We start from the raw sequence: 23,871 nt of genomic DNA, 5'->3' as shown, positions 1-23,871 counted from the left end.
CGGCATCTTCGCATTTACCAACTATCCCATTCGTACTAAAAATTTATTTCAATGTACTTTGCGACAACCAAATCATATTTGGGTCCTTTGTAAAATTAGCAACATTGTATAAAAATAATACTTCAGAGATGTTTTGATCATTCAAATACATAAGGACATCCGAATGATAATATCGAAGATCTAGTACATGTATTTCCTCAAAGTGATTCGCTAAAAAGGGGATAAATGCATGAGCATAGGAATCTTTAACAATCGCCAACTTACGGCCATTTCCGACCCCTGTTTTAATTTTTACAAGTGTATGATTACCATCCAAGAATAGCGAATACTTATCCTTTTTCTCAAGATAATCCCATTCGTATAATGATTCAGATTGTCGTCCGTCTTCATAGGTCACTGTTTGAGTAGTTTCAAACTTTGGCAAATAAACTTCAATCTTGTCCGGCTCAACACCGATCGCATTCGTCTTGGAATGGAGTGTTCCGAAAAAATTTTCAGCTACCGTTTTAATACGAAAGTCGTCTTCTTCATATGGCTTTATCCCCAACGCTCTCGCTGAATCTCTGTAAGCTAGATATGCCCCCCGCATCGTCCAATGGTGATCTGTTTTAAAATAGATTTGCTCGTTACTTTGCGATTTGAGCGCATCGTATACATCAATCACCTCCATTACGGAATCCAACTTTTCTCTCGCGGTTTCAAATGCTTCTCTTTCGCTGGAAGTTTGAGCAAAAAGGGGCAGTTTATCCTCATATAGCGCTATCGAAGTTGGTGCAAGTAATACATACGACTGAATACCTTCTGCATTTGCAGCAAACCTTTTCACATACTCAATGTTTTTATCAAACTGTTCGCCAGGTTTTTCAAATGGTTCAATAAGGAATCCATCTTTGCCGAAGAAAACCCCGTTATTTTCTTTTTTCAATGAAGCCCTTTCCGACATCGCCTTCAGCCTCACCCAACCATCTTTCCAAATAAACTGATCAGACATATACGTTTCATAACGCGCCGTTAACTTTCCAGAATAAAAATTTGGCAATGTCCATTCAGGCATTTGAGCTAATGGACGGTTTTCTCTCTCAGAGAAAGCACGGTCGCTAGCTACCACATTGAATAACCCTATTCCAAAAATGAATACCAAAAATACACCTACAAAACACTTTTTATGAATAGACAATGTGTCACCTCCTAGAAGCGAAAATAAAGAAATGGGTTGTATGAATCATCCGCTAAGTAAGCGGTCGACAAGACGAGAATAAGTAAACAAAATACAGGAATTAAAACTTCGTCAATCACTTTATGCCAACGTGTCATTTTATTCCTCAACGTTTTCAAAATTGGAACCGAGCCAATAAAAGCTAACAGAAAGAGAATAGCATTTGTATACGCATCGTACATGAATCGCTCATTTACCAATGCTTGTCCCGAAAACCCAAACATAATTTTCAAATAGGTAAAACTCATGGAGAGGTCTTCAAAAACGAATAGTACCCAACTAATCATGATGATAACAAACGCGTAAATGTGTTGGAAAATCGGGTGCATTTTTTCGAGTAGCACCAGTAACCCTGCCTTTTCAATCGCAATCAATACACCAAAGTAAAGACCCCAAGCCACGAAATTCCATGCAGCCCCATGCCATAATCCGGTCAGACCCCAAACGATGAATAAATTTAGATAGAGCCTGTATTTACCTTTTCTACTCCCGCCTAGAGGTATATACACATAGTCCCGGAACCAACCGCCAAGCGTCATATGCCACCTTCGCCAAAAATCCGAGATACTGCGGGAAACAAACGGATAATTGAAATTTTGCGGAAAATTAAAACCGAACATTTTCCCGAGGCCAATGGCCATATCAGAATAACCGCTAAAATCGAAATACAGTTGCAAACCAAATGCTGCAATCCCCATCCAAGCCGATAATACTGACAATTCAGCAGGACTTTGCTGCTGAATTTCACTCCATAAAAATCCTATGTTATTGGCGAGCAACACCTTCTTACCAAGCCCGATAAGAAAAATCTTCACACCTTCTGAAAATTGATTAAGCGTAACACGTCTGTTTTTAAGTTCATGTTCAATAATTTCGTATCGTACGATAGGTCCTGCAATAAGCTGTGGAAATAAACAAACGTATAGCGCAAGCGTCAACGGATTTTGTTGTGCTTTCACCCGTCCACGATACACGTCGATTGCATACGACATTGTTTGAAATGTGTAAAAAGATAAGCCAATCGGTAATGGAAGGTCCAAGGCATTTACATTCATGCCGAATAAATTATTGATGTTTTCAATTAGGAAGTCTGCATACTTGAAAAAAGACAATAAACTTAGATTAATAACAATAGATGAAAGTAATCCGAGCTTCGCTTTAAGCGGCGCAGTTAACCTGTATTTTTGAATAAATAACCCGTGAAAATAATCTGTAATAGCCGAAAAAATCATTAAAAATATATAAACAGGTTCTCCCCATGCATAAAAGATAAGACTAACGATAAGGAGAATGCCATTTTTCATCTTTCTAGAACCGCAAAAATAAAGGAGTAATGTAGTTGGTAAAAAGAAAAATAGAAATAATAAGCTACTGAATACCACACAATCACTCTCCTAGCTTTTGCTATGTAGAAAGGCGCTTATTCAGCGCCCTTCAAATACGCCTCAGCCTGTGTTTTAGTCCGAATCTTGAATTGAGCATGTGCCTACAGGATACAGGCATGCAAACGTTGACGCAGGACGTGGCTAACTTTAGATTCCTTCAAAATCCGTGACATCCGCTAGAGGCTTCTAAAGTCGCGAAATAAGCACCTTTAGAATTCACTTTACTTTTTCATCAAAAATCTGCTCTACTGCATCTACATTGCCATACGTAACGTATAGAACAAAATCACCTGTCGTTTTTAACACATTGTTTTTCACTTTTTCATATTGATCAGGAAGATATTGTTCCCATGTTTGTATTTGTGCATCTAATTCTTTTTGCAACGAGGCTTTCAATGATTCTGCGTCCTTCTCATTCTTCGCTTTCAAGACAATTATTTCATCCGAATTGATATTAAACATAGAGTTGAACATCAAACCTTCTGCTAGTAACTCTTTATCAAGTTCTGTTCGCTCCATAAATATTTGTGTCATTGAATCCTCTGTTTTAGCATTTACTAAATTCGTCTCCACATAATTTTGAAGAATTTCCTCATCAGTTTGTCCATCGTCGAATCCTGCATCTTTTATATCTTGTATAACTTGCCCCTTAATACTTTCCATTATGTCTTTGACGGAAACTTCGTCCTTTATGCCGTCATTTAATCCTGATCCCGAACAACCCACCATCGTAAAGATAACCATTGCACATATAAGCATTCCAAACTTTTTTTTCATAAAAAATTCCTCCCCAACTTTTCAACTAGCAGTTACTTTGGCTGCTAACTGATTTGACGGATGATCTTTATTTTCGTTTCAGCCATTTTTTGGAACTCGATTATAAAGTGAAACTTCAATCGGGATGGGGGATTCTGCCCGTTACTATGGGGTTAACAACGAAGTGTTTCACATGAAACATTGTTACTATTGTGGCCAGCAAAGCATTTTTTTATTTTACGTACAAAAATAGCACTGTCAACGACAGTACTACTCTGTTTACTAATATGAAATTCCTACACGAAATCCGATATTATCGCCTTGCAGTAGTTCACCGTAAGCAAAAGCAGCTGTGTCGCCAACGGATATTTGTTTACCGTCCTCTGGCAACAAATCGCGCTCAGTTCTGTAGTCACCCACCGCAACACCATCCGGTAAATAAGTAGGGCAGACAATTGTCCACTCAAGCCCCGATTGACGCAGCATGTTATACACTTTATGGTGCTCCTCCGCCGCAAAAGTTAGCCGGCGATTTGTATCTCCAGCTTCATAACGCAGTTTTTCGGGATCAATCTTACTTTGCAAGATGCCTGCTGTCCCAATTGTGACAAGCCGATTAATTCCTATATCCTCCATCGCTCTTATCATATGAGGAACTGCCTCAGTCAACGTTGTTGTCTGGTCTGTACCTAGCGAACTGAATACAACGTCCATTCCAGCAACGGCATCCGAAACTGCTACAACATCACGGACATCACCTTGGATAATCGTCAACCTATCATGTGGCGCCAATTTCTCAGGTGAACGGACGAGTGCCGTCACTTCATGCCCTTCTACCAATGCTAATTTTAGGACTTCCCCACCCACACGCCCTGTTGCCCCAAACAATGCAATTTTCATAAGAACCATCTCCATTCTATAAATTACTTTCTCATTTTATTAATAAATAAATGCCCGTAAATAGTAAAATGCCATATGTGAAGATCCGGAAGGTCTTTTGACTGATATGACGGAATAGTAGTTGTCCTAGATACAATCCAGCAAATACTAGCGGCAGTGCCATTCCGATTGAGGTCCAGATACCCTTATTTGTACCAACAAAAAGCACTTGAATGAGTAGACTAACGGAATAGATGAATAAATAAAACGCGAGTGTCGTTGCACGTAATGTTTCTTTTTGCATAGCCGTTCCTGCAAAGTAGAGCAAAAGCGGCGGACCTGGCATGCCAATTCCTGTCGTCAATGTACCGGATAATCCGCCAACAACAAAGTCCCCACGTTTAGTTCTCTTAATTCGAAGGTTCAGGACAAGCAGCAGTGTTAGCAAAAGAAGAACAATGCCTATGCCCGTTTTCAATTTGTTGATATCCGCCGAAATGAACAAAATGATACCAATGGGCAGTCCAGATAAGCTCCCGATTATTAACTTTTTTAATAGGTCTGTATCCACATCTTTACGTATTTTAGCAATAAGTGCGCTTGAAATAACAAGCGACAAAACTAGGTTTATCTGAATGGCCTCCATCGGATTAAAAATCATGAGTAGAAAAGGTGTCGCCATGATCGAAAAACCAAATCCTGTACTTGTCTGTAAAATGGACGCAAAAAGTATAATGCTAATAAATATGAAAATTGTCATTCTAACACCGCTTTCTCTATCACTTTAAGTGTATCAGAATTCTGAAATTGTTTACGACTATTAGTAATCTGAATTATTTTACTTTAGTAAATTCATTGACTTTCCCTAATTTGCACACTAGAGTTAGATTCAATTCTTGCAACAATCGAATAGCACTACATCACTTTCTTATCCAGAGAGATCGAGGGACAGGCCCTATGACATCTCGGCAACAGGTTCATGACCAATGAACACTGTGCCAACTCCTACAGACGCGTATGCGTTTGGAAGATGAGAACGAGATGGCTTCTTTTATTAGAATCCCTCTTTTTCTTATCTATTTTAAGAAAAAGAGGGATTTTTTTCGTTCTTACAACTGTCTAGCTTCAGCGGCCAGATGCTCGGGGTCACAAGTCATTTTGCTAGTTGCATCCGTTGTCCGCACAGAATTAACGAAGTACTTAGGGGGTCAATACATGATTGAATTTAAAAATGCATCCAAGACGTTCGCCCTTGGGAAGCGTGAGGTACATGCGGTAAAAGATGTTTCTCTTTTCGTTGAAAAAGGTGAAATTTTCGGCATCATCGGTTTTAGCGGCGCTGGAAAAAGCACATTGCTACGGTTAGTAAATATGCTTGAACGCCCGACTTCAGGCTCTGTTTTCATCCGAGACATCGACGTCAGTACATTATCCTCAAAAGATTTACGGACGCAACGTCGTAACATCGGCATGATTTTTCAGAACTTCAACTTGCTGAACTCACGGACAGTTGCAGGAAACATCTCGTATCCTTTGAAACTTGCCGGAATGCAAAAAAAAGCAATTGCTGAACGCGTCGAGGAATTATTGGACTTCGTTGGCCTGGCCGATAAAGCTAAAGATTATCCGGACCAACTATCAGGAGGCCAAAAGCAACGCGTAGGTATAGCCAGAGCACTCGCCACTTCACCAGACATCCTTATCTGTGATGAAGCCACATCTGCACTAGATCCTGATACGACCGCCGATATACTGCGGTTGTTGAAAAAGGTGAATAAGGATTTGGGTATTACAATCCTCCTTATCACACATGAAATGCATGTTATTCAAACAATTTGCGATAAAGTAGCGGTCATGGAAAATGGAGAAGTAATCGAAACGGGTGATGTTTTTGAAACATTTACTGATCCTCAACATTCGACAACACAACGATTCATCCAATCCGTGCAGCAGGATCTACCTTCAGAAAAACTGATTAATGAGTGGCAATCAAAAGGTGGTACCAAGTTATATCGAGTTATTTTCAAAGGAGATATTGCAAGTGATCCTGTTCTTTCAAAAGTTACACGTAAACACGATGTTGATTTCAACATCGTTTACGGTTCAGTTCGAGAATTACAGGAACGATTTTTTGGCAATCTACTTGTTTCATTTGAAGGAGAAACGGATGCTGTAAGCCATGTATTAAAAGAACTTGAATTAATTGTAGACATAGAGGAGGTCCTAAAAGATGAACGTTGATTGGCTTACATTTTGGCCCCGGATTGTAGAAGCAACCGGCGAAACACTGATCATGGTAATCGCCACTCTCGTTTTTGGTTCCATTTTTGGAATTGCAATTGGCCTGCTATTATTTGTCACTAGGCAAAATAATATTTTGGAAAACAAACTTGTTTCTCAAATATTAAATATAGTCATTAACATCGTTCGGCCTGTTCCGTTCATCATCTTCTTAGTAGCCATTTCACAACTGACAAGATTAGTTGTCGGGACAACAATCGGAACCGCAGCAGCCATTTTTCCGATGACAATTGTTGCAACATTCGTCATTGCCCGAGTTGTTGAAAATAACTTGGTCAGCATTGATCCTGGCGTTATTGAAGCAGCACAGGCAATGGGTGCAAGCCCTCTTCGGATTATCTTCACGGTTTTGATACCAGAAGCATTGGGTCCACTTATTTTAGGACTTACCTTCGTTTCCGTCAGTCTTATCGATTTCTCGGCAGTTGCCGGAACAGTTGGCGGCGGAGGTCTTGGACATGTCGCGATGACATACGGTTATCAACGGTTCGACGGTAGTGTCATGCTCGTTACGGTCGTCATTTTAATCATCATGGTGCAATTGGCACAATGGCTTGGCAATACACTTTCTAAAAAAATCATGCGTCGGTAATCTGGGAAAAGTGCAAGATGCCTGGAGCTAGACACTGTTCCAGGTCAAAGAATCTTATACTTAATAATCTTTAAAAAATACAATCATTCAACTAAAAGGAGACGAATTAAATGAGGAAATTATGGTTAGTAAGTTTAGCAGTATTAACTGCTATTGTACTCGCTGCTTGCGGCGGTAAAGAAAGCGGAAATAGTGATACAGTCAAAGTGAAAATTGGTGTCAACGGTGCAGATGGTGTCCAATGGCCATTGCTGAAAGAAAAAGCGGCAAAAGAAGGCATTGAAATCGAACTTGTCGAATTCGCAGATTATACATTGCCAAATAATGCACTTGCACAAGGCGATATCGACTTAAATGCATTCCAACATTTCTCGTTCCTATCCCAATATGTAAAAGAAAGTAAAAATGAACTTGTTCCAATTGGCTCGACGATGTTTGCACCACTTGGCGTTTACTCTGAAAAAATCAAGGATATTTCTGAAATCAAAGAAGGCGACAAAATTGCGATTCCAGATGACCCTTCGAACCAAGCACGTGCGCTACGCCTACTAGAAAGTGCTGATTTAATTTCACTTTCAGATGACTTTGGATTGTTTGGTGATCCGACAAAAATCACTGAAAATCCATTGAACCTAGAAATCATTCCTATGGTTGCTCAACAAACACCTCGTATATTGCCAGATGTGACTGCCGCGATTATTAACAACGGAATTGCTGGACAAGCAGGATTTTCACCAGGAGAGGATCCACTCTTTAGAGAATCAAGTGACGATGAGAGTATTTACCCATATGTAAATTTAATCGTAGCAAGCGGGAAAGAAAAAAACAATAAAACATTCAAACGCATCGTTGAGTTATATCAAGAAGAAGATATTGAAAAAGCTATCGAAGAAGATACAAAAGGCGGATCATATCTTATTAAGTTAACGCAGGAAGAGATTGATACCGTCTTTGAAGACCTAAAAAAATAATTGAACTGGGGGCATTCATAATGAGCATTGTAAATGAAAAGACGAACATATTATTCCATTCAATTGAACAGAACCATAACTTATATATTCAAACGAGTCAGGAAATTCATGCAAACCCGGAAATCGGAAACGAAGAAGTGTATGCAAGTGCTAAACATGTTGCGCTGTTGGAAGATGCAGGGTTTGAAGTAAAAACAGCGGTTGCTGGTCATGAAACATCGTTTTATGCTGTGAAAGACAGTGGAAAAGAAGGTCCGACAATCGCTTACCTTGCTGAATATGATGCACTTCCTGGGTTAGGACATGCATGCGGACATAATATTATTGGAACAACAAGTGTTGCAGCGGGGATTGCACTTGCCGAAGCGCTTCCTGAAACGGGCGGCCGCGTTGTCGTTTTAGGCACACCAGCTGAAGAAGGCGGTCCGAATGGCAGCGCAAAAGGCAGCTTCGTTAGACACGGTTATTTAAAGGACGTAGATGTTGCGCTCATGATCCATCCATCTGGAAAGACAGCTACAACAGGTGAATCACTCGCTGTGGACCCACTCGATTTTCATTTTTACGGAAAACCAGCTCACGCATCAGGTTCTCCTGAACAAGGTATCAATGCGCTGGACGCTGTCATCCAACTGTTCAACGGCATTAATGCCTTGCGTCAGCAGCTGCCTTCTGAGGTCCGCATCCACGGTATTATTACACACGGCGGCGATGCACCCAATATTATTCCCGAATACGCATCTGCACGTTTTTACATCCGTGCGGAATCTTGGCAGAAAACAGTCGAGACTTCTGACAAAGTCCGGAATATTGCTGAAGGCGCCGCCCTTGCAACGGGTGCAACCGTTAAAATTGAACGTTTCCAAAACGAAGTGAAAGACCTCGTTCTGAATTCCGTATTGGATGAAACGTTACACGTGGAACTTGAAACACTTGGTGAAGTCGTCCATACCGAAAAACGGAAAGGCAAAGGTTCGACGGATGCGGGCAACATTAGCTATGTAGTTCCAACTGCACATCCATACATTAAAATCGGGCCAGATGACTTGATTGCCCATACGGTTGAATTCAGGGAAGCTGCAAAATCGGAGCTTGGCAACCAAGCATTGATTACAGGAGCGAAAGCACTTGCGTCTACGGGGTATAGGCTGCTAACGGATGCCGAACTTCTTCATCGCGTGAAAGAGGAATTTGAAAGAGCACTTGCAGCAAAAGTATAACAGCAGTGTGATGTATTGATCCGTTCGCCGGGGGGATATGGTTCGGTCTCTCATGCTATTATGCTCGGGCCGCACGATATATGATTGGTTAGCAAGCTTATATGCTCGGTCTCTCACTCTATATGCTCGGTTTACACGCTATATGATTGGGTGGCAAGCTTATATGATCGGTTCGTACGATATATGATCGGGTGGCAAGTCTATATGATTGGTTCACACGCTATATGCTCGGGTCGTACGCTATATGATTGGTTAGCAAGCTTATATGCTCGGTCTATCAAGCTTATATGCTCGCTCCTTAATGTTATCAAATAACCCCCCACCATAAAAACAGAAAAAGGGTTACCTCAATCAGGTAACCCTTTTTCTATTTGTTTATTATACCAACTCTTCAACAAGCTCTCGCATTGTTCCGTTCTTCGCCAAATTCGCATGCCATGAAAATGCTTTTTCCAAGACATGTGGCGTATGACCGCCTCTTTTAAGCGCCTCTTCGTAATAAGCGCGAAGTTGCTCGCGGTACATCGGGTGTGCGCAACGTTCGATTATGAGCTCCACACGTTCCCTTGGGGCAAGTCCGCGTAAATCTGCATAGCCTTGCTCTGTAACAATAATGTCGACATCATGCTCTGTGTGGTCCACATGTGAAACGAACGGGACGATACTTGAAATGTTACCGCCTTTTGCCGTTGACTTCGTAACGAAAATAGCAAGGCGTGCATTGCGGGCAAAATCACCTGATCCGCCGATACCGTTCATCATCTTCGTCCCTGAAACATGCGTCGAATTGACGTTGCCGTAGATATCGAGTTCAAGTGCTGTATTGATGGATATTAAGCCGAGACGACGGATAATCTCCGGATGGTTCGAAATTTCCTGCGAGCGCATGATAAGCTTGTCTCGATACTTTTCAAAGTTATTAAAGACCTGATCCATCTTCTCTTCAGATAATGTAATTGAAGCACAAGATGCGAAACGTACTTTTCCTGCATCAATCAAATCAAACACGGAATCCTGCAGTACTTCTGAATACACTTCTAAATCCTTGAACTCTGAGTTGATCATTCCGTGAAGAACTGCATTCGCTACTGATCCAATTCCTGACTGTAATGGTGCTAGACGTTCAGTTAACCGACCTGCTTGAATCTCAGTACGAAGGAACGTTAATAAATGCTCTGCCATAATTTCTGTTTCTTGATCAGGCGCTACAATCGTAGAAGGAGAATCCAGTTGATCTGTGAAGACGATTCCTTTTACCTTTTTCATGTCAATAGGAATGCCAATCGTACCAATCCGGTCATCTACTTTCATTAACTGAATCGGCGACCTTTCACCCTGTTTACCCGGATCGTATAAATCATGCAGCCCTTCCAATTGCGTAGACTGCGCCATATTAATTTCAATAATAATTGCTTTTGCATGTTGCGCGAACGTCAATGAGTTACCGACCGAGGTCGTTGGAATAATCATTCCGTCTTCCGTTATTGAAACCGCTTCCAAAATCGCAAAGTCAATTGGCTCGACAACTTCAGCACGAATAAGTTCCGCGGTATGCGACAAATGATGATCCACAAATAGAAGATCGCCGTTATTAATCTTTTTCCGCATCGTTGGATCTGCTTGGAATGGTAATCTTTTATGTATAATATCAGCTTCAGCAAACAGTCGATCGATATCAGACCCTAACGATGCACCCGTAAACACATTCACTTTGAACGTTTCGGTTTCCGCACGTTTCACCAATGCCAGTGGAACCGCTTTTGCGTCACCCGCACGTGTAAATCCACTTAACCCTAGCGTCATACCGTCTTCAATCCAAGACGCCGCCTCTGTCGGTGAGACAACAACGTCTCTCAATTGAACATTTTTAATTCGATCCATATGATTTTCCATCCATAGACGCCTCAATTCATAACTTTTAGTTAATTTTAACTTAAGCACTTACATGAATGAGGAATTAGGCGTTGGACAAGGAATTATCCGGTGAAGCACTAAAATACATGATTAAAGCAGCACGAATCAAGTTAAAACCCTAAAAGTTTACGAAAGTAACTGGAATAGGATTGGCTAACTGGAATTCTTGTTCCATTATCCATTTCCAAGACAAAAGTCGAGTGCGTATCAGGGTAAATTCCCTTGATGTGATGAACATTAACGATAAAGGAGCGATGGCATCGTACAAATGACTCTCGCGGCAATAAATATTCAAACTCTTGTAACGTATTTTTATGAGTTCCTGAAAAACCCTCCGCCATCACATATGTTTTCCGGTCTTTCACCTCAACATATTTTACGCTTGCGAAAGGAACAGGAATCCATCCATCATGTGTCTTTACGGTAACGACAGATTTCCCATCCGTATACACGGGGTAAATCGCAGTTACACACCCCTCTAGTTCCCCGTCATGATAAAACGGAACCGCCATCCCATGATAAGGGATACCAAACACATCACGGTTGATGAACTCCGACACTTTTTGTTTCTGGGAAATAGCCTTCTGTGCGATCGTGCCTTCCTTCACGGGATCCCCCGGCCTAATTTTTAAATCAACCCGCTTGCTGGGCAGATAATAGAGGTACTCCTCCGTATTCGACACCACTATAGAGATTTCATCTGAAAACACTTCCCCAATGACATCTAACAGCGCACTGAGACTTAAATTCTCCATTTTTATTACCCCTTTTACTCATTTCACGATTTATTCTTTTGCGTTTTTTCTATTATACTAGAAGTTCGTGCAATTGATTGGCAAAAAATATGGAACCCCCCTTTGGAGTCTATGTATACTGGGATTAACAAGATTTGTTGTATAATTAATTGTACAACTTCCTATATCTTGATTATAATAAATACTATCATAGACTAAAAATTGTGATAATAACAAAAATGAAATAACGAGGAGGAACAAGCATGCATGTAAGAGACCTACTTTTAGAGCGACTTGAAGTTGCCACAGTGAAGATCGATCAAACCGTGAGAGAAGTGCTGGATCAAATCAATGCGAGTGGATATAGATGTATTCCCGTTGTTGACAGCGAAGACTTCTATAAAGGTATGATTTATAAAGTTCACTTGATAGAATATCTGTACGAAGACAATGGGGATGAGAATTCAAAAATCGACCATTTGTTGAAGCATCAACATACATTCATAACAGAACGTTCCTCTTTTTTAAGTGCACTCATCAAAATTAAGTCACTACCTTTTTTAAGCGTTGTAGAAAACGAGAAACTCGTTGGGATATTAACGCATAATAGTGTTGAAAGTGTGTTGGAAGATGCCTTCGGATTAAAAACGGGGGGCATCAATCTTACGCTATCTTCAACTGAAGCTAAAGGTATGATTGAAAAACTGACGAAAACGTTACGCGGTGAAAATATTGAAGGCATGTTCACGCTGGATAATGGCTCCGTTCTTGCTCGAAGAGTAGTTATCACACTTGAAAGCGGAAAGACTGATGCAGAAATCGATAAACTAACCGAAAAACTTGAAAAAGGCGGTTTCAGAATTCTGCAAGTTGATAAAATTGATAAAGTTGATTGAGAGACAAATCGAAAAGCGTTGCACACATCCTACAATGTGTGCAACGCTTTTCAATTTTAATATGTCGTTGTTATCTTTACATCTGGTTCAGGAACACGTGAGAGAATAATGATTCCGATAATGAACAGGATTATCAGGCTGAATACCCCGTATGCAGAGCTTCCAGTCATCTGGGCAGTCACTGCTACCAGTAAAGGCCCCATGACGGACGCAAATTTGCCGAAAATATTATAGAAGCCGAAAAACTCATTCGACTTTTCTTTTGGTACAAGCCTTGCAAAATATGAACGACTCAATGCTTGAATGCCGCCTTGTGACGTTGCAACAAGCATCGCCAAGATCCAGAAGTCCATCGTTGTTTTCATGAAAAACGCATAAATACACACAATGATATAAACACAGATTCCCACGTATAACATCTTTTTCCCGGTAAACTTCTGCGCCAATTTGCCGTAAAGAATTGCGAATGGCGCCGCCACAACCTGCGTGACAAACAAGATAATAAGAAGGTTTTCTGCGCTAATCCCTAAATCCGATCCGTAAGCCGTGGACATTGAAATAATTGTTCCAACTCCGTCTATATAAAAGAAATAAGCCAATAAAAATAAAAAAACTGTCCGGTATTTGCGGATTTCTTTAAATGTACCGCCAAGACGTCTGAAACTACTTGCCAATAAATTTGGTTCACGCTTAATACCATGGATCTGATGAACATTTTTGACCATCGGAATTGTGAACACAAACCACCAAATCGCTGTAATGACAAAGGCTATCCTACTTGCGGTTGACGTCGTAAGTGGAATAATCTCTTTACCAGCTAAAAGAATAATAGCAATACTGATAATGAACGGAATCGTGCTCCCGATATAGCCCAACCCGAAGCCCCTTGCCGATATCTTGTTCATTCGCTCCTCTGGTGTAACGTCCACTAAAAATGCATCGTAAAATATATTTGCCCCATGAAAACCAACGGCTGTGATGGTGTAGATGATCAATAACCATAACCAGTTACCGCCCGGTACGAATGCCAATGAAAGTGTCGCAGCTGTCCCCATAAGGAAAAAGAATAGAAAGAACTTCTTCTTTAATCCTTCATAATCGGCAATCGTTCCTAAAAGAGGTCCAATCATCGCGAGTATGAATGTTGCAATAGCAACTGTATACCCCAAATAAGCAGTTGAATTCGACATACTCACGCCTGCATCCGTCGCCACCGCCTTATAATAAAGCGGAAACACCGCAGTCGTGATAATAATCGAATATGCCGAGTTTGCCCAGTCATAGAAAATCCAACTGTTCTCCTCTTTACTGTACTTCTTCACGCCCTCATTCCCCCTCTCACTCCCTACTTACAGTGTACAATAAGGGGTGTTGAAAAATAATGAAAAATCAAAACTTTACAATCGTACAACTTCACTATTCTGCGATAAATACGTAGGTTGACATCGGTTTAATCGCATGATTCTTTTGCGCTTCTTCTAACAAAATCACTTCAGATTGAATTAGTGATTTTAGTTTTCCAGGCAGATCAACAAGGTTATTAATCTCCTCTTTGTAATCAGCTACGGTCATCGCAATTTCCCATTCCGCATCTTGTAGCTTAGGAGAATGAACGGATTGCTCATTTACAATTGTCCAGCCTGCATTTTCGACAACACGCTTTATATCCATTGGTGTAAATAAGGTACGTACATTTGAAAGACTGCTTTCTTTGAAGCACTCATACTGGGATTGAATAAGCACGGCCAAGAAATGAGGGTATTGCTCAATCATTTGAATTCTTGAATCCCATTCAGCAAAACATAAGGTCTTGCCCCATTTTCTAACCTTCTTTAAAATCCCCTCGAGTTCCTCAAATGATTTTAAGTACCAGGAACAATGTGAGAAAACAATATAGTCAAAACTTTTTTCAGGAAAATCTACCTCTGCTGATAAAACATCAACGTTAAATTCCATTTTAAGCTGCTTTCCTAACTTAGACTGCTGTAAATAACGAGCAGAATCACCTACAGTTATCGGGGCTCCATAATCTGGAGATGCAATATCTATCCCGAGAACAAATCCTTGTTCTCCGACGATATAAGCTAACGCAGCCGTCGTATCCCCCTGTCCACAACCGATTTCTAAAACACTACTTCCTTCTTTTATTCCCCAGGACTCAATGAGCTTAAGACGATGCTCTGTCTGAATTCGTTGAACCTCTTCACTGGAAGCCATACATTCTACAATGTTTGTAATCACGTGATCTTTCATATACACACCTCATTTTATGTAAGTATTTGAGCCCACAATCCCCACCCAAATACCTTTCTAAAACTTCTTTTCGCCAAAACCCCCTATTTCCCCTTTTTTATGCAAGTACCAAGTACCCAAACAAGGTTACTTACTTTTATTATGCAATTCGAATGACTCTTCAAGGTCACCCCATTTTACATTTACTTGTATAACTTCATCTTCGTTTATTTTTGTTCCGCCTTCTGAAGCCCCGCTAGCTGTAAATAATAGCTCTTCAGGGGGCCCATCAAATTCTTTCGTCGTTTCCCCGCCACTAGAATTCGTTTTATGAGCGTATTCAAGTTTCCTTATTGAAGACAATTCTTCTAAAGATCCTTTGTATTTCAATAAAAATTGATAGTTATCTTCGTTGGAGTACGTTCTATCGCCGTTATCTTTCTTCCAAATTTCCGTTCCCCTATAAACATATTCGGCTTCCCAGTGTTCACTTTCTCCTTTAAATTTATAATCATTGCTAACCCTTTTTGCACAAGCTGTTAAAACCAGTATTACTATTAATAACATGATTATTTTCTTCAAAGTAACTTCCTCCCTCAAAGTTATTGAATTAAACTTTTCCACTTTCATCGTTTAAATCCTTTTAAGATGCCCTCGCTTTCTTTATGCAGGTATACATTTGTTCAACATATAGAGTGCATAAAAGATCGAGTAAGTTTATTTCTTATGTATTCAATCAATTTCCCATTACCTAAATTTTAACACTAAACGTAACTGTTGGTTAGTTTTTAACTTAACCAAATACACCATTAACAAGAAATGAAGGATGCATCATGTGCCTGTTGTACTTTCATTCAAATCTTGGATCATAGTAAAATAACTTCTCAAACTTTGATTATCCTATTTTTATAACGTATTACCAAAATAAAAAAGAGTCCCTAAAGCCCAAAAATTGTATTCACATTCCCCTTCTAAATGATAGAGTTGCTATAGGACAGTTCCCACTGTTAGGAATGATTAGCTATTTTATAGAGCAAAGAGGCAGGCGATTGATATCCAACAGTTAATTTTATTGCAGCATGTAATCGATTATGTGGAGGACCATATTAAAGAGGACATTAAACCTGAGGAACTAGCTAAACTGGTTGGTTATTCTCCTTATCATTTTTATAGGATTTTTAATAACCATGTTGGTTATACAATTATGGACTATGTTTTAAAAAGAAAACTGCAATACGCATTATATGAATTAGTAAAAGGCGAAAAAATAATTCAAATTGCATTAGACTATGGATTTGAGACGCATTCTGGCTTTACAAAGGCTTTCAAGAAATATTTTGGCAGTCCACCAAGCTTATATAGGCTCCACTGTCCGCTATCATTGCCTCAAAAAATTGACCTTTTGAGCCTTAGGCAAAAAAAAGTAGGTGGCATTGTTATGCAACCGAAAATTGTTCAGAAACCAGCTTTTACTATTGCGGGTAAAACATTTGAGAGTGTTATCGAAAATGTCTTTTACACAAGAGATGCACCTGCCTTTTGGGACCAAAGAATTTCCCCGGATGAATCAATCGAAAGCACTCTGTACGAAGCATTATCTCCAAAAAAACATGGAGAATATTGTATCAATCTTAGTAGCGTCGAAATAGAAGATAGATTTACTTATTTATTCGCGGTAAATTATGATCGAGATGTTCAACTACCTGCTGGACTGACAAAACTGCAAATTCCAGATGCTACTTATGCGGTTTTTAGGACTCCACTTGTTGAAGTCGAACAGTTTGTCTCTTCCATCAAGGGAACTTGGCTCTATATTTTAGAAGATTGGTTGCCTCAATCTCTTTATGAAGTCGATGAAACAAGCTATGACTTTGAGTATTACGATGAACACTGTCATGACTGGGATTATGAAAAAATATATATGGAAATTTACCTGCCGATCAAAGAAAGAAATAGAGAGTGATCGATTCACTCTCTAGACTTGTTTAAGACAACTTTATATAAAAGTAATACAGGAGTTAACAAAATTGCACTAACAATGATAGCAATTTTTATCGTAAAGCTCGATGCTATAATCCCAATTACCGGACCACCTCCAATTTGACCAATAGCGTCCACTTGTCCCTTAACCGAAAAGAATGTTGCACGTACAGAGGAATCAGGAATAATTTTATTAAGCCAAATATCCTCTAATGGATACATGACTTGCCTTGTCACTTGAATGATTACATAAAAAATTAGCAAGCTGATCATATACGTTGAGAATGCAAAGCCAATTAATGAAATGACGATGAAGAAGCTGGCCACAAAAAGAACAACATAAATCTGCCTTAGATTTTGGTGGATAGCACTTCGATTCAGAAAATGGAGTGCTGCAAAGGAAATAAGCACGACAATGAACTGAATTCCCCCCATTATCACAACTAACTTCTCAATCGTTAACGAAGATATATTTGAGACCTCCAAAAAATGAGCGATCCATAATCGGTCAAAACCTTCACTATAAAACCCAATAAATAAAGCAATGAGAAATAGCATCCTTATGATGAAGCTCGCTTTGGAATAGGAAATAATATTGCCCATATTCTCCTTCATACTTCCCAGCGTAGATATTCTTCCTTCTTTATCTAACGGTTTGAAGTTTTCTTCTTTCATAAAAATCATTAAATAGACGGCTAATCCAATCATACATAGCCCGCCGATAATGATTGGTAGGTTAATCATAAAATAGCCCATTAAAATACTGAGCGGAATAGCTATAATTTGGCCAAGATTACCGGCCTTTGCCCCTTTTATAAATGCCAGTGAAGCACGTTCCTCCCCTATTTCATCTGCAATCCAGGCTTGCTGAGAGCCGCTAGTAAAGGTATAGCCAATCCCCCATGCAATTTGAGCCACTAGCACTGTTACAAAATAGGGAAATACCCCTTCAATTAAAAAACCGATTCCTATTAATATATACCCAATTATTAAAGATAACTTCCGACTTTTTAAATCCGAAACAACCCCAGTTGGAATCTCAAAAAGAAAAACGGAAAGCTCCAAAACGGTCCCAATTAACACAAGTTGAAGCGGATCAAGTTTTACAGTTTGCACATGGTACAACAAGTTCACCGTAAATATAAATGTGAAAAATAATTGTGATAAGAAGCATGTAGAAATATAAACTCGATATGGATCTTTTGTTTTTATTTTATTCATTTTCTATCCCCCCAGCTTGATTATAGTAAGAGGGATAGACATTTTCTTGTCCAAATTTGCGGTAATGGGCCATTAATGAACCCCTTGTTTAGCAATCGTGTTAAGTCAGACAATATGTATGTTATAGTAAAAGCACAACTGAATAACGTGTAGAAATTAGGTGCTTTTTTACGTTTGTATAAAAGCTTAAAAGGGAAGTTCGGTGAAAAACCGACGCTGTCCCGCAACTGTAAATGGGAGTACTCTTTTCAAATCCACTGTTCGTTACGAATGGGAAGGGAAAAGAACGCGATGATCATGAGCCAGGAGACCTGCCTATTTCAGTACACACCAATTCCCTACGCGGATAGGAGGTGTTAAGTGCGGCTATGATCGAGCAATTTCTTGTAAAAGCCGCCGTACGAAAGAACGTAATACAAAAGAAACATAAGAGGACTCAATACCTCTTATTTCACTGTGCAGTCAATAGTGTACTTCTGTTTACGAACCATTCGTTACGGCAACAAGCGACCATACAAATTTACGCATACTAGCATCTTCCTTACGTTTAACTAGGAAGATGCTTTTTTATTTCCATAAAAGAAAGGGATTTTAGCCAATGAAACTTGGAACAAAAGAATATTATCTGGACGCATTCAAACATGTCTTAATGACAAATCTCATCATAAGCGAATCACAATCACTGTCTTCAACTTATTCTTATTACGAAGAACAGATTGGAAAAACAACGTCTATAAACGAAGAGGTAAAAAAACTTTATTCACGTAACCTCCAAAAAGCATTCGATGAAATCAAACACGAAGTAATCGGTTCACCAGAAGATTAAGCTTAAAAAACAACCAGTAAATAACTGAATCCAACACTATATATGTTGAACAAATGAATACGGCGTATACGCTTTACAAGGGCTTTTGAGAGGCCACTGAAAAAGCCCCAATACTTAGAGCAAATTAGAATTCCTGCCAATACCGCTTCGACGCTTTGTGGATGCCTCCCGCGATAAGCCAGAAAGGAGACCGCTTTCAGTCTTATCGCTCCGGCTACCACGAAGACGCGCCTGCGCTGGGTGGTCTATGTGAGATAGCGCATTTCATTATCTGCGATGAAATCTGCAACCTAGATTGCGGATTTCTTGACTATAATTATATATGTTGAATCCGGTATATATACTGAGCGAAGGCACCTTAACAGGGGTCGCCGAAGCCGTAAGACTGGATGCGAAGCGCTAATCCAGGCTTACGGTCAAAGGCATCCCCAAAGCGCCAAGCGATCTACAATCCACAACCCGAATAACAGCTCTCTCATTATTGAGCACCACAACTGATTCAATAGGATTCTTTAATTCAACATATATAGCCGCTTCTTGTACAATTACTTTGAATTGCTTTGAATTGAACGACCTCTATATGATTACCGAGATGTCTTGATGTGTAGGGATGCGACAGGCAACTATTCGCAACAGGATTAACTAGGAGCAATGAATAGTTCGCCGAAAGCGGACTGAAAATGATCCGGTGAAAAAGGCATCAAAAAAAGCGTGGCAGTCATAATAGACTTTCCACGCTTTTAATTTACCTACAGTTCCTGATAATTCCTCTGATGCGTACCACCGTCTTTTACATCCGCATGATACAACGCTTTCAAAGCAAAACTCTTCTCTAAGTCAAGCTCTGCCATTATCTGTTTCAGACGTTTTGACAGCTCTTTATCATTCTTTACAAGCTGTTCCATTTTCGTTCTTGAATATTTCAAAATCTGATTCCTCCTTCACATTCAGTTTGTCTTTACAGTATAACACCTATTTAAGGTCATTCGCCCAATTCAGATTTGCTATACTACTGGTAGTAGCAAGAAATGGACAGGAGCGACATCATGTATAAAACAATTGGCATACTTGCACACGTAGATGCAGGAAAAACAACTTTTTCTGAACAACTGCTTTATCATACAAAAAGCATTAAGCAGAGAGGACGCGTGGACCATAAAGACGCCTTCCTCGATAGCCATACAATTGAGAAAGAAAGAGGTATTACGGTTTTTGCAGACCAGGCATCCATTTCCTATAACGGATCTACCTACTACATTATCGATACACCTGGACACGTCGATTTTTCTCCTGAAATGGAACGTGCAATTCAAGTAATGGACTATGCCATTATTATCATTAGCGCAAGCGATGGCGTGGAAGGTCATACGGAAACCGTCTGGCAACTGCTCCGCAAACATCAGGTACCCACATTCTTTTTCATCAATAAAACGGACCGTGAAGGAACCGACATTACAAGTGTTATTCATGAAATGCGCACCAATCTATCGGAAGATATATGTGATCTTACATCCTCTTTCAATGAAGGAATTATGGAAGAGGAACTCATTGAATTTATCGCAGAACGTGATGAAGTACTTCTTGAGACCTATATGGAATCAGGTTACGACAACGATTTGTGGCTTGCAACATTAAAGAAAATGATTAGCGACAATAAAATCTTCGCCCTCTCCAGCGGTTCTGCACTCAAGGACATTGGTGTCATGGCGTTTTTCGAGAAGCTCGATTTATTGACCACAACATCTTACGATGATGATAGTGATTTCGCTGCACAGGTCTATAAAATCCGCCATGATGACAGTGGTAACAGGGTCACTTTCCTTAAATCACTAAGCGGTACGCTAAGTGTCAGGGATGGAGTGAATTATGGAGATTACACGGAGAAAGTGACACAGATACGCGTTTATAACGGTAATAAGTTCAAAGCAATCGATCATGTTCATGCCGGTGAACTGTTCGCCGTTACTGGATTAACGCAAGCGGCCATTGGTGATGGCGTTGGAGCACTAGAAGAAAAAGCGACCTTTGACATGATGCCTACCCTTAAGTCAAAAGTTATTTTCGACGTTGCCATCCATGTGAAAGAAGTACTTCGATGTTTTAACCTACTCGATGCGGAGGATCCTTCTTTGCGCGTCTTCTGGGATGAACATTTTCAAGAAATTCATGTTCACGTTATGGGCGTCATCCAGCTCGAAGTACTCCAACAAATTGTTAACGAGCGTTTTTCGATTCAAGTCTCCTTCGGTGAACCTAAAATCCTGTATAAGGAAACCATTGAAACATCCGTAACGGGTTATGGTCATTTTGAACCTTTAAGGCATTACGCGGAAGTACATCTTTTAATTGAACCAACCGAAAGGAATAGTGGCATACAGTTCGACAACGTCTGCCATGCAAACGATTTACTTATTGGTCACCAAAACGTAGTACGCGGCCATTTATTCGAACGAGAGCATCATGGGTTATTAACCGGCTCAGCTCTTACAGATGTCAAAGTAACGTTACTGACAGGACGAAGTCATAACGAGTACACATCTGGAGGCGACTTTAGAGAGGCTACTTTCCGGGCACTGCGACAAGGTTTAGAACAAGTACCCAATACGTTGCTCGAACCCTACTACGATTTCAAAATAAAAGTGGACTTGGATAATATGGGAAGAGTGCTGTCAGACATTCAACAAGCACATGGCAGCTTTGACACACCAGAAACAATTGGCGAAAAAGTTATTGTAAAAGGGCGTGTGCCAGTTGCTACTTTTATGAATTACAGCACCGTCTTTGCTTCATTCACCCACGGTAAAGGAACGCTTAGCCTGTTATTCGGGGGCTATGACCGCTGTCATAACCAGGAACAAGTCATTGAAGAAATCGGTTATAACAAAGAAGCGGATCCCGAATACTCATCCACTTCCATTTTCTTGACCAAAGGAAAAGGCTATTCCGTCCCGTGGGATGAAGCCGAGAAGGCAATGCATTGTTTATAAATAAAACCTATTGTCATGTCTGTTGATTAACCAAAGTAACCAGTGAGTAACGTGATCACCTACTGGGCGCTATGTGTATAGTTGACTTTGGACTGCTTTGGATAGAGTGACTTCTATACGATTACCGGGACGTCTAGATATGTAGGAATGCGACACGCAACTATTCGCAACAGGATTACTGAAAAAAGTGTGGCTAGAAGTGAATCCGTCACTTCTAGCCACACTTGCCTCACGGTAAATATGTCGTGATTAATTCGCCGAAAGCGAACCGGAAATGATCCAGTGAAAATGGATTATTCCAAGCCCTGCTCACCAGTATTTTATTCGAATAAATGGTTAATCAACAGACGTGACCCATTGTTGTTTTATTCATGCAGCATAGACCGCCTGTACTTTTAGACTATTTTAAATAAATCGCGATTGACTTTAATTTCAAATGAATATACGATTACTACTATTATTAATTCTATGAAAAACTTCTTAGAAGAGCGGCCAGCTAGTAAAACTTATTTCAAAGATTCGAGTGTTTTTATTAAAAGAAAACCAATTTCCTTATGAAGGGTATGAACCGATTTGACATCAACTAGAAACAACGACTTACTATTACAAAACATTGTCCCCGCTGAATCATTTCCGGTTTCGTTCAAAGAATTGGAAGCAGCGGCTAAAGAAAAGATGCCCGCTGGTGCATTCGGCTATATCCAATCTGGGGCGGGTGGTGAAGAGACGTTGCGAAAAAACGTCTCCTCTTTTTCAAAATATTCCATTGTCCCCCGATTTCTAAATGATGTTTCTACATTGGACACGTCTGTAAAATTATTCGGCCATACATATCCTTCTCCTCTATTAATTGCACCTGTGGGCATGCAAAAAATCGCACATGAAGAGGGCGAGATTGCTACCGCTAAAGCAGCAGCCACGCTTGGCATTCCATTCATTCAAAGTACAGTATCTGGCTTTTCAATTGAGGAGGTTGCAGAAGCTACTGGCGACAGTCCAAAATGGTTTCAGCTCTACTGGTCAAGCACTAACGATGAAATTGGTTATAGCATGGTCAAGAGAGCCGAGGAAGCTGGTTTTGAGGCCATTGTCTTAACAGTTGACACAGTGATGATGGGATGGCGTGAAGAGGACGTACGCAATCAATATTCCCCTTTGAAACTAGGATTCGGCAAAGCGAACTATGAAACAGATCCGGTATTTTTGTCCTCCATTCCAACTAACGATTTTGACTCCATCATTCAAGGGATACTGGATAACGTTTACCACCCTACACTTAGTTGGGCCAAAGTCATGGAGTTAAAGAAAAGAACGTCCTTGCCAATCCTCTTAAAAGGGATTTTACATCCGGCAGATGCAAAGCTCGCTATCGAAAACGGCATTGATGGCATTATCGTTTCAAACCACGGCGGGCGTCAGCTTGACGGGGTTATTGCTAGTATTGATGCTCTACCAGCAATCGTAGAAGCGGTAGGAGGTGAAATTCCTGTACTATTAGATAGCGGAGTTCGTCGAGGCACAGATGTTGTCAAAGCACTTGCACTGGGGGCTGATGCAGTTTTAATCGGCAGGCCATTCGTGTACGGATTAGCGGTAGATGGACAAAAAGGCGTTGAAAAAGTATTGGAGAATATCCTTCAAGAAATGAAAGTTTCCATTTCATTATCGGGCGTTTCTGCTTTAAAAGATCTTCGCAACTTACTAACAACGAATACTCCTAAAGCTTTTTAAAAATAACGAAATACTTCATCTATAAGAGAA

21 protein-coding genes and 2 riboswitches are annotated in these 23,871 nt (G+C 40.1%); of the genes, 9 read left to right on the top strand and 12 right to left on the bottom strand.

Going from position 1 to position 23,871, the window contains the following annotated elements; translation table 11 throughout:
* Positions 1 to 43 precede the first annotated feature (43 nt).
* The 5 genes from ACGLYD_RS19565 to ACGLYD_RS19545 form a co-directional block, all read right to left on the bottom strand.
* Positions 44 to 1,177 carry a DHHW family protein gene (locus ACGLYD_RS19565; protein WP_399630017.1) on the bottom strand — a complete coding sequence of 378 codons (1,134 nt, stop codon included), beginning with the start codon at positions 1,175 to 1,177 and terminating at the stop codon, positions 44 to 46.
* 11 nt (positions 1,178 to 1,188) lie between these two features.
* On the bottom strand, positions 1,189 to 2,598 hold the full coding sequence (locus ACGLYD_RS19560; RefSeq protein ID WP_399630015.1) for an MBOAT family O-acyltransferase: 1,410 nt from the start codon (positions 2,596 to 2,598) through the stop codon (positions 1,189 to 1,191).
* 219 nt (positions 2,599 to 2,817) lie between these two features.
* Positions 2,818 to 3,378 (bottom strand): DUF4358 domain-containing protein, encoded by a 561-nt coding sequence (locus ACGLYD_RS19555; RefSeq protein WP_399630012.1) that lies wholly within the window; start codon positions 3,376 to 3,378, stop codon positions 2,818 to 2,820.
* Between the two features lie 261 nt (positions 3,379 to 3,639).
* Positions 3,640 to 4,257 (bottom strand): NAD(P)-dependent oxidoreductase, encoded by a 618-nt coding sequence (locus ACGLYD_RS19550; protein WP_399630009.1) that lies wholly within the window; start codon positions 4,255 to 4,257, stop codon positions 3,640 to 3,642.
* A gap of 31 nt (positions 4,258 to 4,288) precedes the next feature.
* Positions 4,289 to 4,996 carry a sulfite exporter TauE/SafE family protein gene (locus ACGLYD_RS19545; RefSeq protein ID WP_399630006.1) on the bottom strand — a complete coding sequence of 236 codons (708 nt, stop codon included), beginning with the start codon at positions 4,994 to 4,996 and terminating at the stop codon, positions 4,289 to 4,291.
* Positions 4,997 to 5,161: 165 nt separating this feature from the next.
* Positions 5,162 to 5,273: riboswitch (SAM riboswitch) on the top strand.
* 178 nt (positions 5,274 to 5,451) lie between these two features.
* Between ACGLYD_RS19545 and ACGLYD_RS19540 the strand changes: the two genes are divergently transcribed.
* The 4 genes from ACGLYD_RS19540 (at position 5,452) to ACGLYD_RS19525 (ending at position 9,320) form a co-directional block, all read left to right on the top strand.
* Positions 5,452 to 6,477, top strand: coding sequence for a methionine ABC transporter ATP-binding protein (locus ACGLYD_RS19540; protein WP_399630004.1), 1,026 nt, complete (start codon positions 5,452 to 5,454; stop codon positions 6,475 to 6,477).
* On the top strand, positions 6,467 to 7,129 hold the full coding sequence (locus tag ACGLYD_RS19535) for a methionine ABC transporter permease (protein ID WP_067204226.1): 663 nt from the start codon (positions 6,467 to 6,469) through the stop codon (positions 7,127 to 7,129). Before ACGLYD_RS19540 ends, ACGLYD_RS19535 begins: the two co-directional genes overlap by 11 nt.
* Positions 7,130 to 7,239: 110 nt before the next feature.
* A complete protein-coding gene (locus ACGLYD_RS19530; RefSeq protein WP_399630000.1) occupies positions 7,240 to 8,100 on the top strand; it encodes a MetQ/NlpA family ABC transporter substrate-binding protein in 861 nt (286 codons plus the stop codon).
* A 20-nt stretch (positions 8,101 to 8,120) separates the two neighbouring features.
* On the top strand, positions 8,121 to 9,320 hold the full coding sequence (locus ACGLYD_RS19525) for a M20 family metallopeptidase (RefSeq protein ID WP_399629997.1): 1,200 nt from the start codon (positions 8,121 to 8,123) through the stop codon (positions 9,318 to 9,320).
* Between the two features lie 378 nt (positions 9,321 to 9,698).
* Here the strand turns inward: ACGLYD_RS19525 and ACGLYD_RS19520 are convergent, their stop codons facing one another.
* Together ACGLYD_RS19520 and ACGLYD_RS19515 are read right to left on the bottom strand one after the other, a co-directional pair.
* Positions 9,699 to 11,213 carry an acetyl-CoA hydrolase/transferase family protein gene (locus ACGLYD_RS19520; protein ID WP_399629994.1) on the bottom strand — a complete coding sequence of 505 codons (1,515 nt, stop codon included), beginning with the start codon at positions 11,211 to 11,213 and terminating at the stop codon, positions 9,699 to 9,701.
* A gap of 131 nt (positions 11,214 to 11,344) precedes the next feature.
* Positions 11,345 to 11,989, bottom strand: a complete 645-nt coding sequence (locus tag ACGLYD_RS19515) for a LytTR family DNA-binding domain-containing protein (protein ID WP_399629991.1) — start codon at positions 11,987 to 11,989, stop codon at positions 11,345 to 11,347.
* Between the two features lie 242 nt (positions 11,990 to 12,231).
* Between ACGLYD_RS19515 and ACGLYD_RS19510 the strand changes: the two genes are divergently transcribed.
* Positions 12,232 to 12,864, top strand: a complete 633-nt coding sequence (locus ACGLYD_RS19510; protein WP_354313441.1) for a CBS domain-containing protein — start codon at positions 12,232 to 12,234, stop codon at positions 12,862 to 12,864.
* 56 nt (positions 12,865 to 12,920) lie between these two features.
* On the opposite strand, the gene ACGLYD_RS19505 is transcribed toward ACGLYD_RS19510, so the two are convergent.
* From ACGLYD_RS19505 to ACGLYD_RS19495, 3 genes are all read right to left on the bottom strand, one after another.
* The gene (locus ACGLYD_RS19505; protein WP_187046309.1) at positions 12,921 to 14,186 is read right to left on the bottom strand and encodes an MFS transporter; all 1,266 of its coding nucleotides are present in this window, start codon (positions 14,184 to 14,186) and stop codon (positions 12,921 to 12,923) included.
* A gap of 94 nt (positions 14,187 to 14,280) precedes the next feature.
* A complete protein-coding gene (locus tag ACGLYD_RS19500; protein ID WP_399629987.1) occupies positions 14,281 to 15,117 on the bottom strand; it encodes a class I SAM-dependent methyltransferase in 837 nt (278 codons plus the stop codon).
* A 126-nt stretch (positions 15,118 to 15,243) separates the two neighbouring features.
* Positions 15,244 to 15,726, bottom strand: a complete 483-nt coding sequence (locus tag ACGLYD_RS19495; protein ID WP_399629984.1) for a hypothetical protein — start codon at positions 15,724 to 15,726, stop codon at positions 15,244 to 15,246.
* A gap of 442 nt (positions 15,727 to 16,168) precedes the next feature.
* Here ACGLYD_RS19495 and ACGLYD_RS19490 point away from each other — a divergent pair, with 442 nt between their 5' ends.
* Positions 16,169 to 17,059, top strand: coding sequence for an AraC family transcriptional regulator (locus ACGLYD_RS19490; RefSeq protein ID WP_340741150.1), 891 nt, complete (start codon positions 16,169 to 16,171; stop codon positions 17,057 to 17,059).
* Positions 17,060 to 17,064: 5 nt separating this feature from the next.
* On the opposite strand, the gene ACGLYD_RS19485 is transcribed toward ACGLYD_RS19490, so the two are convergent.
* On the bottom strand, positions 17,065 to 18,297 hold the full coding sequence (locus ACGLYD_RS19485) for an MFS transporter (protein ID WP_067204201.1): 1,233 nt from the start codon (positions 18,295 to 18,297) through the stop codon (positions 17,065 to 17,067).
* A gap of 141 nt (positions 18,298 to 18,438) precedes the next feature.
* A riboswitch (cobalamin riboswitch) is annotated at positions 18,439 to 18,631 on the top strand.
* Between the two features lie 264 nt (positions 18,632 to 18,895).
* Between ACGLYD_RS19485 and ACGLYD_RS19480 the strand changes: the two genes are divergently transcribed.
* On the top strand, positions 18,896 to 19,123 hold the full coding sequence (locus tag ACGLYD_RS19480; protein WP_067204199.1) for a hypothetical protein: 228 nt from the start codon (positions 18,896 to 18,898) through the stop codon (positions 19,121 to 19,123).
* Between the two features lie 749 nt (positions 19,124 to 19,872).
* Here the strand turns inward: ACGLYD_RS19480 and ACGLYD_RS19475 are convergent.
* Complete coding sequence (locus tag ACGLYD_RS19475; protein WP_187046304.1) at positions 19,873 to 20,049, bottom strand: hypothetical protein; 177 nt, start codon at positions 20,047 to 20,049, stop codon at positions 19,873 to 19,875.
* A gap of 120 nt (positions 20,050 to 20,169) precedes the next feature.
* Here ACGLYD_RS19475 and ACGLYD_RS19470 point away from each other — a divergent pair, with 120 nt between their 5' ends.
* Both ACGLYD_RS19470 and ACGLYD_RS19465 read left to right on the top strand, forming a co-directional pair.
* A complete protein-coding gene (locus tag ACGLYD_RS19470) occupies positions 20,170 to 22,110 on the top strand; it encodes a GTP-binding protein (protein WP_399629979.1) in 1,941 nt (646 codons plus the stop codon).
* Between the two features lie 573 nt (positions 22,111 to 22,683).
* Positions 22,684 to 23,841, top strand: coding sequence for an alpha-hydroxy-acid oxidizing protein (locus ACGLYD_RS19465; RefSeq protein WP_399629976.1), 1,158 nt, complete (start codon positions 22,684 to 22,686; stop codon positions 23,839 to 23,841).
* The last annotated feature ends 30 nt before the right edge of the window (positions 23,842 to 23,871 follow it).

Source organism: Sporosarcina sp. SG10008 (genome assembly GCF_044569405.1).
In the GTDB taxonomy this organism is placed as follows: Bacteria; Bacillota; Bacilli; order Bacillales_A; family Planococcaceae; genus Sporosarcina; species Sporosarcina psychrophila.
The sequence above is the reverse complement of the archived record's forward strand: the minus strand, read 5'-3'. Positions and strand labels throughout refer to the sequence as shown.